The sequence below is a fragment of the Delftia sp. genome, from assembly GCF_059499305.1.
Map to the genome: position 1 here is coordinate 111,421 of NZ_JCABYI010000032.1, position 14,289 is coordinate 125,709.

Genomic DNA, 14,289 nt, shown 5'->3' on the forward strand with positions numbered 1-14,289 from the left:
CCCCTCATTCCTTGAATCCGCGCGCAGCGATGCGCGCAACCAGGTCCATGGCCGCCCGGCAGGGTGCCATGCCTTGTGCCGGCCTGGACAGCCGGTGCTCAACCCTGGGCGCTTTCACAACCGTTGCGCCCCGCATGCGAAAACAACACGGAGACAATGCGATGAACTGGATGGAACGGGTGTTCAAGCTCAGTGAGCACGGCACCAATGTAAGAACCGAGCTGGTCGCGGGCCTGACGACCTTTCTGACGATGGCCTACATCATCTTCGTCAATCCCTCGATCCTGGGGGATGCGGGGATGCCCAAGGGGGCCGTCTTCGTGGCCACCTGCCTGATCGCGGCGCTGGGCACGACCATCATGGCGCTGTACGCCAACTATCCCATTGCGCTGGCGCCGGGCATGGGCCTGAACGCCTATTTCGCCTACGTGGTGGTGCTGCACATGGGCTTCACCTGGCAGGCCGCGCTGGGCGCGGTCTTCGTCTCGGGCTGCCTGTTCCTGCTGGTGACGCTGTTCGGCCTGCGGGAGCTGATCATCAAGGGCATACCGCAGTCCATACGCATAGCGATCACCGTGGGCATCGGCCTGTTCCTGGCGCTGATCGCGCTCAAGAGCGCGGGCATCGTCGCCGCGTCGCCGGCCACCTTCGTGACCCTGGGCGACCTGCACAAGCCCGAAGTCATCCTGGCCTCGCTGGGCTTTCTGATCATCGTGGTGCTGGACCGCCTGAAGGTGCCGGGCGCCATCCTGATCGGTATCGTCGTGGTCACCGTGGCCTCGTTCTTCTTCGCGGGCAACGAGTTCCACGGCGTGTTCTCGGCGCCGCCCTCCATTGCACCCACCTTCCTGCAGCTGGACATCAAGTCCGCGCTGACGGGCGGCATCCTCAACGTGGTGCTGGTGTTCTTCCTGGTCGAGCTGTTCGATGCCACGGGCACGCTGATGGGCGTGGCCAAGCGCGCGGGCCTGCTGGTGCCCAGCCGCATGGGACGATTCAACCGTTCGCTGCTGGCCGACAGCGGCGCCATCTTCGCGGGCTCGCTGCTGGGCACCTCCAGCACCACGGCCTACGTGGAAAGCGCGGCCGGCGTGCAGGCAGGTGGCCGCACGGGCCTGACGGCGCTGACCGTGGCCGCGCTCTTCCTGTGCTGCCTGTTCCTGTCGCCCCTGGCCGGCGTGGTGCCCGGCTACGCCACGGCGCCCGCGCTGTTCTTCGTGGCCTGCCTGATGCTCAAGGAGCTGACCGAGATCGAATGGGGCGAGACCACCGAGGCCATCCCCGCTGCCGTCACGGCACTGCTCATGCCCTTCACCTACTCGGTGGCCAATGGCCTGGCCTTCGGCTTCATCACCTATGCCGTGCTCAAGCTGTTCACGGGCCGTTCCAAGGAAGTGCACTGGATGGTGTGGCTGATCGGCGGCGTCTTCCTCTTCAAGTTCGTCTATATAGGCGGATAGCACCCCCTGAGGCGCTGACGCGCCTTCCCCCGTATGCACGGCGCCCTCTCTCGCTTCGCGGGAGGGGGACGACGCCCTCGCCGCGAGGCGGCTCTTGCTCGGCGTCCCTGCTTTTGGGCCGCGCCAGTTTCATAGGCTTTGGGCTCAGGCAAGATGTTTGGTGGGCCCATGCTTGGCGGATGCCTTGCATGGTTTTTTTATGCGGGGTGGATGGCGCCCAGGATGCGCGGGCCGCGTGCGCCTGTGACGGCCGGCAGGTTGCCGGGCAAACCCAGCAGGGCCTGGCGCGCCAGCCAGGCGAAGGCGGCGGCCTCCACCTGCTGCGGCGGCAGGCCGCGCGCGGCCGTGGTGTCCACGGCCACGCCGGGCAGCAGGGCGGCGATGCGCTGCATCAGCTGCGTGTTGAAGGCGCCGCCGCCGCAGACCAGCAGCTCGCCGCCGCCACGCCCGAAGCGCTGCACGGCACTGGCGCAGGCCCGGGCCGTGAATTCGGTGAGCGTGGCCTGCACTTCGGCGGGGCGGGCATCGGCGGCGCTGGTTGCACTGGCGGACAGATGGCCGGCCAGCCAGTCCGCGTGGAACAGGTCGCGCCCCGTGCTCTTGGGTGGCGGCTGCTGCAGGAAAGGCTCGGCCAGCAGGCGGTCGAGCAGGGCGGGCAGCACCTGGCCCGTGGCCGCCCATTGGCCGCCGTCGTCATAGGGCTGGCCGGTGTGGGTCTGGCACCAGCCGTCCATCAGCGCATTGCCGGGGCCGCAGTCGAAGCCCAGCACCGTGCCATCGCCCGCCAGCACGCTGAGGTTGGCAATGCCGCCGATGTTGAGCACCAGCACCGTCTCGCCGGGACGGCCGAACACGCCCTGGTGGAAGGCGGGCACCAGCGGCGCGCCCTGGCCGCCAGCGGCCACGTCGCGGCTGCGCAGGTCGGCCACCACGGCAACGCCGCTGAGCTCGGCCAGCAGGGCCGGGCTGTTGAGCTGCAGCGTGTAGCCCGTGCCGTCGAACATCTGCGGCCGGTGGCGCACGGTCTGGCCGTGGGCGCCGATGGCGGCGATCTGCGCGGGCGCCAGGCCCGTGGCCTGCAGCAGTTCCCGCACCACCTCGGCATAGCTGCGCGCCAGCGCATTGGCCGCCAGCGCCGCGCGGTGCAGCTCGTCGCGGCCATCGGGGGTGTTCAGCGCCAGCAGTTCGGCGCGCAGCGCGGCGTCGAACCCCCGGCTGGCATGCCACAGCACCTGCGTGCCTTCGGCAAAGTCCACGAGAACGCCGTCCACCCCGTCGAGCGAGGTGCCGGACATCAGGCCTATGCAGTAGCGGTGGGCGATGGGGGAGGGGGTGGGCTGGTTCATGCCGGCAATGGTAGCCCTGCGGCCCGGGAGCCGCGATCACAAAAGGATGCGCCTGAAACAACAAAGGCTGCCAGGGCAGCCTTTGCGGGATGGGAGCGCGGCGGCTCAGCGTTCGCTGGCCAGGGCCAGTGCTTCGTTCGATGCCTGCAGCTCGATGCGCATCTGCGCGGCCATCTTGTCGAAGGCGGCGCGGCCGGCCTTGGAGACGGGGCGGGCGGCATCGGTGGCCTGGACGATGGTCATGGGATCGCGGTGCTCGCCGTTGACGCGGAACTCGAAGTGTAGGTGCGGGCCGGTGGCCCAGCCCGTGGAGCCCACGTTGCCGATGATGTCGCCTTGCTCCACGCGCTGGCCGCGCGTGACGCCGATGTGGCTCAGGTGGGCATAGACCGTGGTGTGGTTGTTGGCGTGGTCCACGAAGATCACGTTGCCGTAGCCGTTCTGCACTCCCGCGAAGGAGACGGTGCCGTCGCCCACGGTGCGTACCTTGGTACCCGTGGGCGCCGCGAAGTCCGTTCCCAGGTGGGCTCGCCAGGTCTTGTGGATGGGGTGCATGCGCATGGCAAAGCCGCTGCTGATGCGCGAGAACTCCACGGGCGAGGTCAGATAGGCCTGGCGGCGGCTCTTGCCGTCCATGGTGTAGTAGTCGCCCTTGGCCTTGCCTTCGTCCTGGAACCACAGGGCCTGCACGACCTTGCCGTTGTTGTGGAACTCGGCGCTGAGCACGCGGCCTGCGCGCAGCGGCTCGCCATCGGCTTCCAGCGATTCATAGACCACGGAGAAGCGGTCGCCCTTGCGCAGGCTGCGGCGGAAGTCCACGTCGCCCTGGAAGATGTCGGCCATCTGCATGGCCACGGCATCAGGGATGGAGGCCGCGTCGGTGGCGGCGAACAGCGAGCTGCGGATGATGCCGCCGGCCAGGCGGGGCGAGGCCGTCAGCTTGCCCGTCTCGATGCGGGTGCTCAGTTCATTGTTCTTGCGCTCGACCACGAGGCGGCGGAAGCTGCCGTCCTCGTCGGGCGCCCAGCGCACGGTCAGCTGCGACAGCTGGTGGTCGGGCGTGGTCTCGGCCGTCACCAGGCGGCCGGCGCGGCCCAGCACATGCTGGCGAACCTGGTCGTTGCCGCGCATGAAGGCGGCAGCGGCCGGATCGGCCACGCCCAGGCGCTGGAGCAGGGTTTCGGCCGTGTCGCTGCCGCGCGTGTATTCGGAACGGTACAGGGACATGCTCTGCACGCTGTCGGTCAGCTCGGCCAGGGTCTGGCCTTCTGCCAGCGATTCCACGGGCGTGGAGAGCATGCGCACCGGCAGGTCGGCCGGATCGGGTCCCAGGTTGGCCACGGCGAAGGCACCGCCGCCGCCCGTGAGCAAGATGGCTGCCAGTGCTGCGGTGACACGCTGGGGGTGTTGCTGGATCACGGAGGTCAGCCGCGCAACAAGAGCACCGCTGGCATGGTTCAAGCCATATTTCACAACATCAGATCCTTGGGTTGCGCGCATCCGGCCTGGGGGCCGGACAGCATCGCAGCGGCGGGATACGCTCTCCAGACGGGCAACAAGTCCGCGCTCTGTGGTGCGGAAAGGCGGGCGTCTAGAATTCGCCGCAGCGGGAAAATCCCCGGAGTATACCGACGCGGTCCTACGCGGCCTGGCGAAAAACCCTTATGAATCAATCTGCTGTTACAACATACCCCGTCACTGAAGGTGTAGGCCAAGCGCTTGAAATCACCCTGCGCGGCGTGGATGAACTGCTGCCCCAGGCCGACTGGGTGCAGAAACTGGCCCGCTCCGAGGCCACGGGCGTGCCGCTGCGCATCAAGCTGGGCCTGGATCCGACGGCGCCCGACATCCATCTGGGCCACACCGTGGTGCTCAACAAGATGCGCCAGCTGCAGGACCTGGGCCACCAGGTGATCTTCCTGATCGGCGACTTCACCACCCTGATCGGCGACCCTTCGGGTCGCAACAGCACGCGCCCGCCGCTGACGGCCGAGCAGATCAAGGTCAATGCCGAGACCTACTACACCCAGGCCGCCAAGGTGCTGGACCCGGCGCGCACCGAGGTGCGCTACAACAGCGAGTGGTGCGACAAGCTGGGCGCGCGCGGCATGATCGAGCTGTCGGCCAAGTACACGGTGGCCCGCATGATGGAGCGCAACGACTTCCACCAGCGCTTCACCGACGGCAGCTCCATCAGCCTGCACGAATTCCTCTACCCGCTGCTGCAGGGCTATGACTCGGTGGCGCTGCGCGCCGACCTGGAGATGGGCGGCACGGACCAGAAGTTCAACCTGCTCATGGGCCGCCATCTGCAGCAGGAATACGGGCAGGACACGCAGTGCGTGCTCACCATGCCGCTGCTGGTGGGCCTGGACGGCGAGCACAAGATGTCCAAGTCCAAGAACAACTACATCGGCATCACCGAGGACGCCAACACCATGTTCGCCAAGGTGCTGAGCATCTCGGACACGCTGATGTGGAACTGGTACACCCTGCTGTCGTTCAAGAGCCTGGCCGAGATCGCCGCGCTCAAGGCCGAGGTGGAAGGCGGGCGCAATCCCAAGGACGCCAAGGTGCTGCTGGCCAAGGAAATCACGGCGCGCTTTCACAGCGCAGCGCTGGCCGATGCGGCCGAGCAGGATTTCAACAACCGCAGCAAGGGCGGCATTCCCGACCAGATCGACGAGGTCAGCCTGTCGGGCGCGCCGCTGGGCATCGGTGCCCTGCTCAAGCAGGCCAACCTAGCGCCCTCGACCAGCGAGGCCAACCGCCTGATCGACGGCGGCGGCGTGCGCGTGGATGGCTCGGCCATCAGCGACCGGGGCCTCAAGCTCGAAGCCGGCACCTATGTGGTGCAAGTGGGCAAGCGCAAGTTTGCGCGCGTGACGCTGGGCTGATGCCCGCGCCGGGCCATGCGCCCGGCTGCACAGGAATGAAGGACGCCGGCATGCCCGCGTCCTTTTTTCATCGCCGGGCCGCCCCAAGATGAAAACGGCCCCCTCGGGGAGCGTGGGGGGCATTTTTCAAGCCGGGGGCGATTCGACGGTTCCGCGCGTGACCTCGGCCTGCTCCTGCAGCCACCGGCAGAAGGCGGCCACCTCGGGACGCGCGGCGCTGCGCGGGCCCACGATCAGCCAGTAGGCCAGCGGCGATTCCAGCCGGTGCGCGGGCAGCACCTCGACCAGGTCGCCAGCCGCCAGCGCATCGGCCACCAGCGGCAGGCGTGCAATGGCCAGGCCCTGTCCGGCCAGTGCGGCCTGCACGATCTGGTGGGCGTAGTTGAAGTACAGCCAGCGCGGCGGCTGCAGCTGGTCGCAGCCCTGCACGCCGAACCAGCGCTGCCAGCCCAGCCACTCCAGCTGGGGCATGCGGTGGGCGTCGCCGGTCTCGATCAGCGTGTAGCGGGCCGCGTCGGCCGGCGTCCTGAGCGGCGGGCCGCCGGCCAGCAGGCGCGGGCTGGCCACCACGGCCAGCTGCTCGCCGAACAGGCGCTGCGCCTGGGGCCAGCCGTCGCCCGCGCGGCCGTAGCGCAGGGCCAGGTCCACGTCGGTGGTGTCCAGGTCCATCACGGTGTCGCTGGTGTCGATGCGGATGTCGATATCGGGCCAGGCGCGCTGGAAGGACTCCAGGCGCGGGATCAGCCACATGGCGGCAAAGCTGGCCCAGGTGGTGATGGCCACGCTCTTGCGGCCCACGGTCTGGCGGATCTGGCGCACCGAGGCGTCGATCTGCTCCAGCGCGGGCGCCACCGAGCGCAGCAGCTGGGCGCCGGCCCCGGTCAGCTCCACGGCGCGCGTGTGGCGCAGGAACAGCGGCACGCCGACTTCATCCTCCAGGGACTGGATCTGGCGGCTCACGGCCGACTGCGTCAGCGACAGCTCGTCGGCGGCCGCGCGGAAATTCAGGTGCCGGGCCACGGCCAGGAAGGCACGCAGATGGCCGGCTCCGATGGCGCGTGTGCGCAGCAGGGGAACGGGTGCAGTGGTGGCATGGGGCATGGCGCCGCCAGCATACGTCAATCGTGTGACCGGCCGCAGCCCTTGGCGGGCAGATAATCGGCGGCGTTGCCGGCACAGGTTCTGGCGTTTTGGATGAATCACCTATGACAGCACCTCTGGATCTCGTCATCATGGCCGCGGGCAAGGGCACGCGCATGAAAAGCCGCCTGCCCAAAGTCCTTCAGCGCCTGGCGGGGCGCCCGCTGCTGGGCCATGTGCTGGCGACCGCAGCGCAGCTGGATGCGCGTTCGGCCGTGGTGGTCACGGGCCACGGCGCGGACCAGGTGGAGCCCGCCATGGCGGCGGCCTGCCAGGGCGGCTCCATGGCGCTGAAGTTCGTGCGCCAGGAGCCGCAGCTGGGCACGGGCCATGCGGTGCAGCAGGCCGTGCCTGCGCTGGCGGGCGACGGCATGGTCATCGTGCTCTCGGGCGATGTGCCGCTGACGCAGGCCGACACGCTGCGCGCCCTGGTCGATGCGGCCGATGGCCAGCGGCTGGCGCTGCTGACCGTGCGCCTGCCCGATCCCACGGGCTATGGCCGCATCGTGCGCGGCGAAGACGGCACGGTGCAGCGCGTTGTCGAGCAAAAGGATGCCAATGACGCCCAGCGCGCCATCCAGGAAATCTACAGCGGCATCATGGCCGTGCCGGCCCGCCACCTGGCCGGCTGGCTGGCCCGCCTGACCAATGACAACGCCCAGGGCGAGTACTACCTGACCGACGTGGTCGCCATGGCCGTGGCCGACGGCGTGCCCGTGGTCGCGCACTGCATTGCCGACCCGGTGCAGGTGGCCGGCGTCAACAGCCCGCTGCAGCTGGCCGAGCTGGAGCGCGCCCACCAGGGCGCCCAGGCCCGCACGCTGATGGAGCAGGGCGTGCGCCTGGCCGACCCCGCGCGCTTTGACCTGCGCGACGACCCGCGCACCGGCCGCGCGGCCCGCCTGGTCTGCGGGCAGGATGTGGAGATCGACGTGGGCTGCATCTTCAGCGGCCATGTGGAGATTGGCGAAGGTGCGCGCATCGGCGCCTATTGCAGCATTGCCAACGCCACGATTGCGGCGGGCGCCGTCCTCCATCCGTACACGCATGTCGATGGCGAGAAGGCCGGCGTCAGCGTGGGCGAGGGCGCCCTGGTCGGCCCGTTTGCGCGCCTGCGCCCCGGAGCGCAACTGGGCCGCGAAGTGCACATCGGCAACTTCGTCGAGGTCAAGAACTCCGTGCTGGCCGATGGCGCCAAGGCCAACCACCTGGCCTACCTGGGCGATGCCACGGTGGGCGAGCGCGTCAACTACGGCGCCGGCTCCATCACGGCCAACTACGACGGCGTGAACAAGCACCGCACGGTGATCGAGGCCGACGTGCACATCGGCAGCAATTGCGTGCTGGTGGCGCCCGTCACCATTGGCGCGGGCGGCACGGTGGGCGGCGGCTCCACGGTCACCAAGAGCACCGAGCCCGGCGTGCTCACGGTATCGCGGGGCAGGCAGGTGAGCATCACCAGCTGGAAGCGCCCAGTCAAACTGCCCAAGTCCTGAGACTTCCGAGACACGTGGGCTCGAGGGCCCGCATCGCCGGCGGGTCCCGTACGGGGTACGCCGATTTGCCGAATCTCCTGACCCTGTCCATGCCATGACGGAACCTTTCGCACCCCATCCGCCCCCCGACCCCGCCGCCGACCTGCAGGGCCCTCCCCGCACGTTGCAGGATGCGCTGGAGCGCCTGGCCCAGCGCGAGCAGGAACTGCAGGCCCTGCGCGCCGCGCAGCAGGAATGGCTGCATGCGGTGTCGCACGACCTGCGCGCGCCGCTGCGCCATGTGCTGTCCTTCGGCCCCCTGGTCGATGAGCTGCTGTCGCAGGCCGCGCCTTCGCCGCAGGAGCTGCAGGAGGCGCGCGGCTTCCTGCAGACCATGGACCAGTCGGCGCGCCGCATGGGCGGCATGCTCGACGGCCTGCTGGCCCTGTCGCGCGCCGCGCGCATGCCCATGCAGTGGCAGCCCGTCGCCTTGCAGGAGCTGCTGGAACAGGCACGCACGGCGGTGCTGGCGCAGCCGCGCTGGGCTGCCTGCGGCGCGGCGGCGCGGCTGCAATGGAGCCTGCCGCAGCAAAGTCCCGCCGTGCGTGCCGACGCGGCCCTGCTGCGCCAGGTGCTGGAGGCGCTGCTGGACAACGCCGTCAAGTTCACCCGGCCCGTGGACCAGCCGCGCATTGCCATCGAGGTGGAGCGCCATGCCGACGGCGGCATCACGCTCAGCGTGACGGACAACGGAGTGGGGTTCGACCCCTCGCGTGCGGGCGCGCTGTTCGGCATCTTCCAGCGCATGCACCGTGAGTCGGAGTTTCCGGGCCTGGGCACGGGCCTGGCCCTGGTGCGCGGCGTCATGCGCCGCCACGGCGGCGAGGCCACCATCCGCGCCACGCCCGCGGGCGGCTGCAGCGTATGCCTGAACTGGCCCGGCGGCGAAGTGCGGCGCACGGATCGCGGGCTCTGAGTCTGCCTGCCGCTGGCGCCAGCCCTCAGATCAGCGTGTCGTCCGGCTCGGGCTGGTGTGCCTGGCGCGAGGCCTCGCTGCCCGCGTCCGTGCCCGACCTGGTGGGCGCGCTGCCGGCCATCAGCGGCGCAGCAGGTATCACCTGGTCGCGCCCGGCGTCCTTGGCGCTGTAGAGCGCGCTGTCGGCCGCATTGATCCAGTCCTTGACCGACAGAAAGCTGGGGTCCGCCGCCGCCACGCCAATGCTGGCGCTGACGCGCAGATGCGGGTGCTCGCGCACGCGCAGCTGGCTCAGCTGGTTGCGTATGCGCAGGGCCACCGCATAGGCATCGTCCAGATGGGTGTGCATGCACAGCACGGCGAATTCATCGCCTCCGTAGCGGCCGGCCGCGTCATGCGATCGCAGGCAGTGCCGGATGGTCAGGCCGATGGCCTGCAGCACCTCGTCACCCACGGTGTGCCCAAAGCTGTCGTTGATGCGCTTGAAGTGGTCTATGTCCACGATCAGCAGGCAGGCCGAGGTCTGCGTCTGCCGGTAGTCGCGCAGCGCGGCGCGCGCCTTCTGCCACCAGTAGTCGCGGCTGTACAGCGTGGTCAGGGGGTCTATGCGGCTGAGCACCTGCAGCTTCACGTTCTGTCGTGCCAGCTTGCGCACCAGCTGGCGCGTGGACCAGCTGGAGAACACGCTGTGCAGCAGGAGCAGGGGCAGCATGCTCAGCTGCACTGCCAGGCTGGCCTCCCACTCGGGCGCGGGCCGCAGCAGCAGGGCCCCCACGGCGGCGGCCAGGAAGGTGGCGAACAGCGATTGCAGCCAGCCGTCGCGCGTGGCCGTGTGGTTGCGGTCTGCAATGCTGATGGCCAGCAGCGCAATGCTGGGCAATGCACAGAAATGCATGACGGGAATCCAGCTGCCGATGATCAGCGCATCTATCTTCAGATTGGCGTGTTCGGCGCGGTGGCTGTCACGGCTGTGGCGGGCGTGGAGAAAGGCGATGTGCGGCCAGACCAGGGCGCTCACCAGCACAAAGCCCCAGACAGCCGTGCTGGCGCCCAGCTCGGTCATGGTCGTGCCCACGACGAGGCCACCCAAAGCCATGCTGGAGACGCGCAAGGGATAGGTGCGGCGATGGATGCGCTGGCGCAAGGACATGGCGGTGCGAGCCGAGTGCGCGCCGATTGCCTAGCGCGTCAGAAAGTGTTGTTGCATCAATTTGTATCATTGTCCCCGTGCGTGCGCAACGCCTTAAAGTCCAACGTTGCCCAAAGTTGGCGTTCGGGACACATTGCAGGCTTGCTGTCCTACGCAGTCCCGCCGCCGCGCAGTTTCCTGATGCGCACAATTACTCGCAAAATCAAGCGTCCTGGCCTCATTGGGCGCCTGTTCCGGGATTTGCCGGCGGCAGCGGCATGGCGGTGGAGAACTTGGCGCGCCTGACGCTGAAAAAACTCTTGACATTGCGCACGTTGGCGTCGCCCGTGAATAGCGCCCGGCTCAACTCCAGGTAGGCCGGCATGTCGGGCGCGGCCACCACGAGGATGAAATCAGGCCCCGCCGATACGCGCCAGCACTGCTGCACGGCGTCCAGCGCCACGGCGCGGCGCTCGAATCCGTCCAGCGCGTCACTGTCCTGGCGGTCCAGCGAGACCTCCACAATGGCCTGCAGCCCATGGCCCAGGGCGGCGGCCAGGCGTTCGGGCTGCAGGATGGCCACCTGCCGCTCGATCAGCCCGGACTCCTGCAGCCGCCGCACGCGGCGCAGGCAGGTGGGCGGCGACAGCTGCAGCAGCGCGGCCAGTGCCTGGTTGCTGCGGCTGCAGTCTTCTTGCAGCAGCTGCAGCAGCTGCAGGTCGGTAGCGTCCAGTTGAATGGAATTTTGGTTCATTTTGTTCTTTATATTGAAATAATATTTCTTGAATGCCTGATGATGAAATATTAGTTCAATAGATAATGAAATCTGGACAGAAATTTCTTTTCAACCTGCGTAGCATCCGTCGTCATCTCGAAACAAGGAGCTTGTCCATGTGTGGCATCGTCGCAGCGGTTTCCTTCCGCGATATCGTCCCCGTTCTCGTCCAGGGCCTGCAGCGCCTGGAATATCGCGGCTATGACTCCTGCGGCGTGGCCGTGCAGGCGCTGGACGCACAGGGCGTGCACAGCCAGGGCCTGCGGCGCGCCCGCTCCACGGCGCGCGTGGCCGAACTCATGGACCAGGTGCAACAGGACAAGGTCATCGGCCACACCGGCATTGCCCACACGCGCTGGGCCACGCATGGCGAGCCGGCGGTGCGCAACGCCCATCCGCATTTCAGCCACGGCCCTGGCGTCTCGCCCGTGGCCGACACCGACCAGCCGGCCCGCGTGGCCCTGGTGCACAACGGCATCATCGAAAACTACGAAGCCCTGCGCGCCGAGCTGCAGTCCAAGGGCTATGTCTTCGCCAGCCAGACGGACACCGAGGTCATCGCCCACCTGGTGGACAGCCTCTACGGCGGCGACCTGTTCGAGGCCGTGCAGGCCGCCACGCAGCGCCTGCATGGCGCCTTTGCCATCGCCGTCATGCACAAGGACGAACCGCAGCGCGTGGTGGGCTCGCGCGCCGGCTCGCCGCTGATCCTGGGCGTGGGCCAGGACGGTGCCGAACACTTCCTGGCCAGCGACGCCATGGCCCTGGCCGGCGTGACCGACCAGATCGTCTACCTGGAAGAGGGCGACATCGTGGACCTGCAGCCCGGCCGCTACTGGCTGGTGGGCAAGGGCGGCGAGCGGCTGGCGCCCGAGCAGCGCCCCGTGCGCACCGTGCACGCCCACAGCGGCGCGGCCGAGCTGGGTCCCTACCGCCACTACATGCAAAAGGAAATCTTCGAGCAGCCGCGCGCCATTGCCGACACGCTGGAAGGCGTGCAGGCCATCGTGCCCGAGCTGTTCGACGGCGTGGCCTCGGACGGCAAGGCGGGCACTTCGGCCTGGCGCGTGTTCAAGGAGATCGACCGCGTGCTCATCCTGGCCTGCGGCACCAGCTACTACAGCGGCTGCACGGCCAAGTACTGGATCGAGTCGCTGGCCGGCCTGCCCTGCAGCGTGGAAGTGGCCAGCGAATACCGCTACCGCACCAGCGTTCCCCATCCCAAGACCCTGGTCGTCACCATCAGCCAGTCGGGCGAGACCGCCGACACCCTGGCCGCGCTGCGCCATGCCCAGAACCTGGGCATGAAGCACACGCTGACCGTCTGCAACGTGGCCACCAGCGCCATGGTGCGCGAATGCGAGCTGGCCTACATCACGCGCGCCGGCGTGGAGATCGGCGTGGCCTCCACCAAGGCCTTCACCACCCAGCTGGCGGGCCTGTTCCTGCTGACCCTGGCCCTGGCCCAGTCGCAAGGGCGCCTGAGCGAGGAAAAGGAGCAGCAATACCTGGCCGCCATGCGCCACCTGCCCGTGGCCCTGCAATCGGTGCTGGCGCTGGAGCCCCAGGTCATCAGCTGGTCCGAGGACTTCGCCAAGCGCGAGAACGCGCTCTTCCTGGGCCGTGGCATCCACTACCCGATTGCGCTGGAAGGCGCGCTCAAGCTCAAGGAAATCAGCTACATCCACGCCGAGGCCTATCCGGCCGGCGAGCTCAAGCACGGCCCGCTGGCCCTGGTGGACAGCGCCATGCCCGTGGTCACGGTGGCGCCCAATGACGAACTGCTGGAAAAGCTCAAGAGCAACATGCAGGAAGTGCGTGCGCGCGGCGGCGTGCTCTATGTGCTGGCCGATGCCAAGACCAACATCGAAAGCAGCGAAGGCATGCACGTCATCCGCATGCCCGAGAACTACGGCGCGCTCAGCCCCATCCTGCACGTGGTCCCGCTGCAGCTGCTGGCCTACCACACGGCCTGCGCACGCGGCACCGATGTGGACAAGCCGCGCAACCTAGCCAAGAGCGTGACGGTGGAGTGAGGCGGGGGCCGGGGTAGGGCGCATATTCTGGGTAATTAAAGTCGTGAACACGCAATTAAAGTCGTAAACAAGCCTCCAGGATTCATGCAGATCTGCGCCGTGGTCGTTTACAAGGGTAAAACCGTAAACCGAATCAGACGGCTAGTGCAGACATAGATATGCGGAGGTAACCATAGCCTGGTTTAGGTTTGTTGCTATAAAAAGAGCGCACATTTGGGGCGCTCTTTTTTTGTTTCACGAGGACTCCAGCTCGGCAATTCGCTGGACTACGCCAAGGCTCGATACAGCAGGTTTATCAATAACTTAGGCGAGTTCAACATATGCCGGTGCTTTCCGAAGCTTGACCCGGCTTCCTCTCGCATGGCTCCCATGCGGCTCTTGGAAACCGGGCTTTCCGAGGAGTCATCATGGCGAAGATCAAGCTCACCAAGTCCGCAGTCGATGCGGCACAACCTCAAGACAAGGCCATCGAACTGCGGGACACCGTGGTGCCCGTCTTCCTGTGCAAGATCACCCCGGCGGGCCGCAAGGTGTTCATGCTTCAGTACCGCACGAACGCCGGCGAGCGCCGCAAGCTCGCCTTGTAGCAGTACGGGGAACTGACGGTCGATCAGGCACGCACGATGGCGCAGGAGTGGCTGACCGAACAAGCCTGCCCGCCTTTGGCAATCTGCATCGCTACAACGCGACCCGGTTTGCTTTCTACAGGCTCTCATGTAGCTCCCAGCCCACAACGCTGCATCCTCTACTAGCGGCGTGAAACAGAGCTAACCTCTTGCTCCATATATGGTTTCAAGTCCCGTGTGATTTCAACAAAAGGCTTGACGCCAGCCATTTTTTATCAATAGATGCGCTCCTTTTGTAGAGTTCAGTTGCGCAGCGAAATCGACTAAGCGTGCTTCATCTCCCACCGCCGCAATCGCTTCGAGCAGCAGCCCCCCGTTCAAAGACTGAATGCGCCGATTGTTGTCGAACATGAATCGATCTCCTGGGCGCGAACACCGGAGCGCCACTGGAACCCATATTCGGTAACATCGAATATCGAGCCAAATGCA

11 protein-coding genes and 1 pseudogene are annotated in these 14,289 nt (G+C 67.3%); 6 read left to right on the plus strand and 6 right to left on the minus strand.

What is annotated here, in order from left to right:
• Positions 1 to 161 precede the first annotated feature (161 nt).
• Complete coding sequence (locus AC5I49_RS22685) at positions 162 to 1,460, plus strand: NCS2 family permease (protein WP_016448452.1); 1,299 nt, start codon at positions 162 to 164, stop codon at positions 1,458 to 1,460.
• 197 nt (positions 1,461 to 1,657) lie between these two features.
• On the opposite strand, the gene AC5I49_RS22690 is transcribed toward AC5I49_RS22685, so the two are convergent.
• Complete coding sequence (locus AC5I49_RS22690) at positions 1,658 to 2,806, minus strand: anhydro-N-acetylmuramic acid kinase (RefSeq protein WP_495789926.1); 1,149 nt, start codon at positions 2,804 to 2,806, stop codon at positions 1,658 to 1,660.
• A gap of 105 nt (positions 2,807 to 2,911) precedes the next feature.
• Positions 2,912 to 4,306 (minus strand): M23 family metallopeptidase, encoded by a 1,395-nt coding sequence (locus AC5I49_RS22695; protein WP_495789927.1) that lies wholly within the window; start codon positions 4,304 to 4,306, stop codon positions 2,912 to 2,914.
• Between the two features lie 164 nt (positions 4,307 to 4,470).
• On the opposite strand from AC5I49_RS22695, the gene tyrS reads away from it, so the two are divergent.
• On the plus strand, positions 4,471 to 5,703 hold the full coding sequence (tyrS, locus tag AC5I49_RS22700; protein ID WP_016452751.1) for a tyrosine--tRNA ligase: 1,233 nt from the start codon (positions 4,471 to 4,473) through the stop codon (positions 5,701 to 5,703).
• A gap of 126 nt (positions 5,704 to 5,829) precedes the next feature.
• Here tyrS and AC5I49_RS22705 read toward each other — a convergent pair whose 3' ends face one another.
• Positions 5,830 to 6,804, minus strand: coding sequence for a LysR substrate-binding domain-containing protein (locus AC5I49_RS22705; RefSeq protein ID WP_017407698.1), 975 nt, complete (start codon positions 6,802 to 6,804; stop codon positions 5,830 to 5,832).
• 104 nt (positions 6,805 to 6,908) lie between these two features.
• On the opposite strand from AC5I49_RS22705, the gene glmU reads away from it, so the two are divergent.
• A complete protein-coding gene (glmU, locus tag AC5I49_RS22710) occupies positions 6,909 to 8,339 on the plus strand; it encodes a bifunctional UDP-N-acetylglucosamine diphosphorylase/glucosamine-1-phosphate N-acetyltransferase GlmU (protein ID WP_495789928.1) in 1,431 nt (476 codons plus the stop codon).
• A gap of 94 nt (positions 8,340 to 8,433) precedes the next feature.
• The gene (locus AC5I49_RS22715) at positions 8,434 to 9,294 is read left to right on the plus strand and encodes a sensor histidine kinase (RefSeq protein ID WP_495789929.1); all 861 of its coding nucleotides are present in this window, start codon (positions 8,434 to 8,436) and stop codon (positions 9,292 to 9,294) included.
• Between the two features lie 25 nt (positions 9,295 to 9,319).
• On the opposite strand, the gene AC5I49_RS22720 is transcribed toward AC5I49_RS22715, so the two are convergent.
• Together AC5I49_RS22720 and AC5I49_RS22725 are read right to left on the minus strand one after the other, a co-directional pair.
• Positions 9,320 to 10,444, minus strand: a complete 1,125-nt coding sequence (locus tag AC5I49_RS22720) for a GGDEF domain-containing protein (protein WP_061288604.1) — start codon at positions 10,442 to 10,444, stop codon at positions 9,320 to 9,322.
• Between the two features lie 217 nt (positions 10,445 to 10,661).
• Positions 10,662 to 11,177: an Lrp/AsnC family transcriptional regulator gene (locus AC5I49_RS22725; protein WP_016448445.1), complete on the minus strand. Its 516-nt coding sequence runs from the start codon at positions 11,175 to 11,177 to the stop codon at positions 10,662 to 10,664.
• Positions 11,178 to 11,314: 137 nt separating this feature from the next.
• On the opposite strand from AC5I49_RS22725, the gene glmS reads away from it, so the two are divergent.
• Positions 11,315 to 13,234, plus strand: coding sequence for a glutamine--fructose-6-phosphate transaminase (isomerizing) (gene glmS / locus AC5I49_RS22730; protein WP_046238518.1), 1,920 nt, complete (start codon positions 11,315 to 11,317; stop codon positions 13,232 to 13,234).
• A 407-nt stretch (positions 13,235 to 13,641) separates the two neighbouring features.
• Positions 13,642 to 13,881 (plus strand): annotated as a pseudogene (locus AC5I49_RS22735) (Arm DNA-binding domain-containing protein); the annotation flags it as partial.
• A 162-nt stretch (positions 13,882 to 14,043) separates the two neighbouring features.
• On the opposite strand, the gene AC5I49_RS22740 reads toward AC5I49_RS22735, so the two are convergent.
• Positions 14,044 to 14,211, minus strand: a complete 168-nt coding sequence (locus AC5I49_RS22740) for a hypothetical protein (protein WP_016452747.1) — start codon at positions 14,209 to 14,211, stop codon at positions 14,044 to 14,046.
• Between the last annotated feature and the right edge of the window lie 78 nt (positions 14,212 to 14,289).

What these genes read in the sequence shown, in the direction of transcription:
- AC5I49_RS22705 (WP_017407698.1), bottom strand. Translation starts at nt 6,804, where the DNA reads ATGCCCCATGCCACCACTGCACCCGTTCCCCTGCTGCGCACACGCGCC.
- AC5I49_RS22685 (WP_016448452.1), top strand. Translation starts at nt 162, where the DNA reads ATGAACTGGATGGAACGGGTGTTCAAGCTCAGTGAGCACGGCACCAAT.
- AC5I49_RS22725 (WP_016448445.1), bottom strand. Translation starts at nt 11,177, where the DNA reads ATGAACCAAAATTCCATTCAACTGGACGCTACCGACCTGCAGCTGCTG.
- AC5I49_RS22715 (WP_495789929.1), top strand. Translation starts at nt 8,434, where the DNA reads ATGACGGAACCTTTCGCACCCCATCCGCCCCCCGACCCCGCCGCCGAC.
- glmU (WP_495789928.1), top strand. Translation starts at nt 6,909, where the DNA reads ATGACAGCACCTCTGGATCTCGTCATCATGGCCGCGGGCAAGGGCACG.
- AC5I49_RS22695 (WP_495789927.1), bottom strand. Translation starts at nt 4,306, where the DNA reads ATGCGCGCAACCCAAGGATCTGATGTTGTGAAATATGGCTTGAACCAT.
- glmS (WP_046238518.1), top strand. Translation starts at nt 11,315, where the DNA reads ATGTGTGGCATCGTCGCAGCGGTTTCCTTCCGCGATATCGTCCCCGTT.
- tyrS (WP_016452751.1), top strand. Translation starts at nt 4,471, where the DNA reads ATGAATCAATCTGCTGTTACAACATACCCCGTCACTGAAGGTGTAGGC.
- AC5I49_RS22740 (WP_016452747.1), bottom strand. Translation starts at nt 14,211, where the DNA reads ATGTTCGACAACAATCGGCGCATTCAGTCTTTGAACGGGGGGCTGCTG.
- AC5I49_RS22720 (WP_061288604.1), bottom strand. Translation starts at nt 10,444, where the DNA reads ATGTCCTTGCGCCAGCGCATCCATCGCCGCACCTATCCCTTGCGCGTC.
- AC5I49_RS22690 (WP_495789926.1), bottom strand. Translation starts at nt 2,806, where the DNA reads ATGAACCAGCCCACCCCCTCCCCCATCGCCCACCGCTACTGCATAGGC.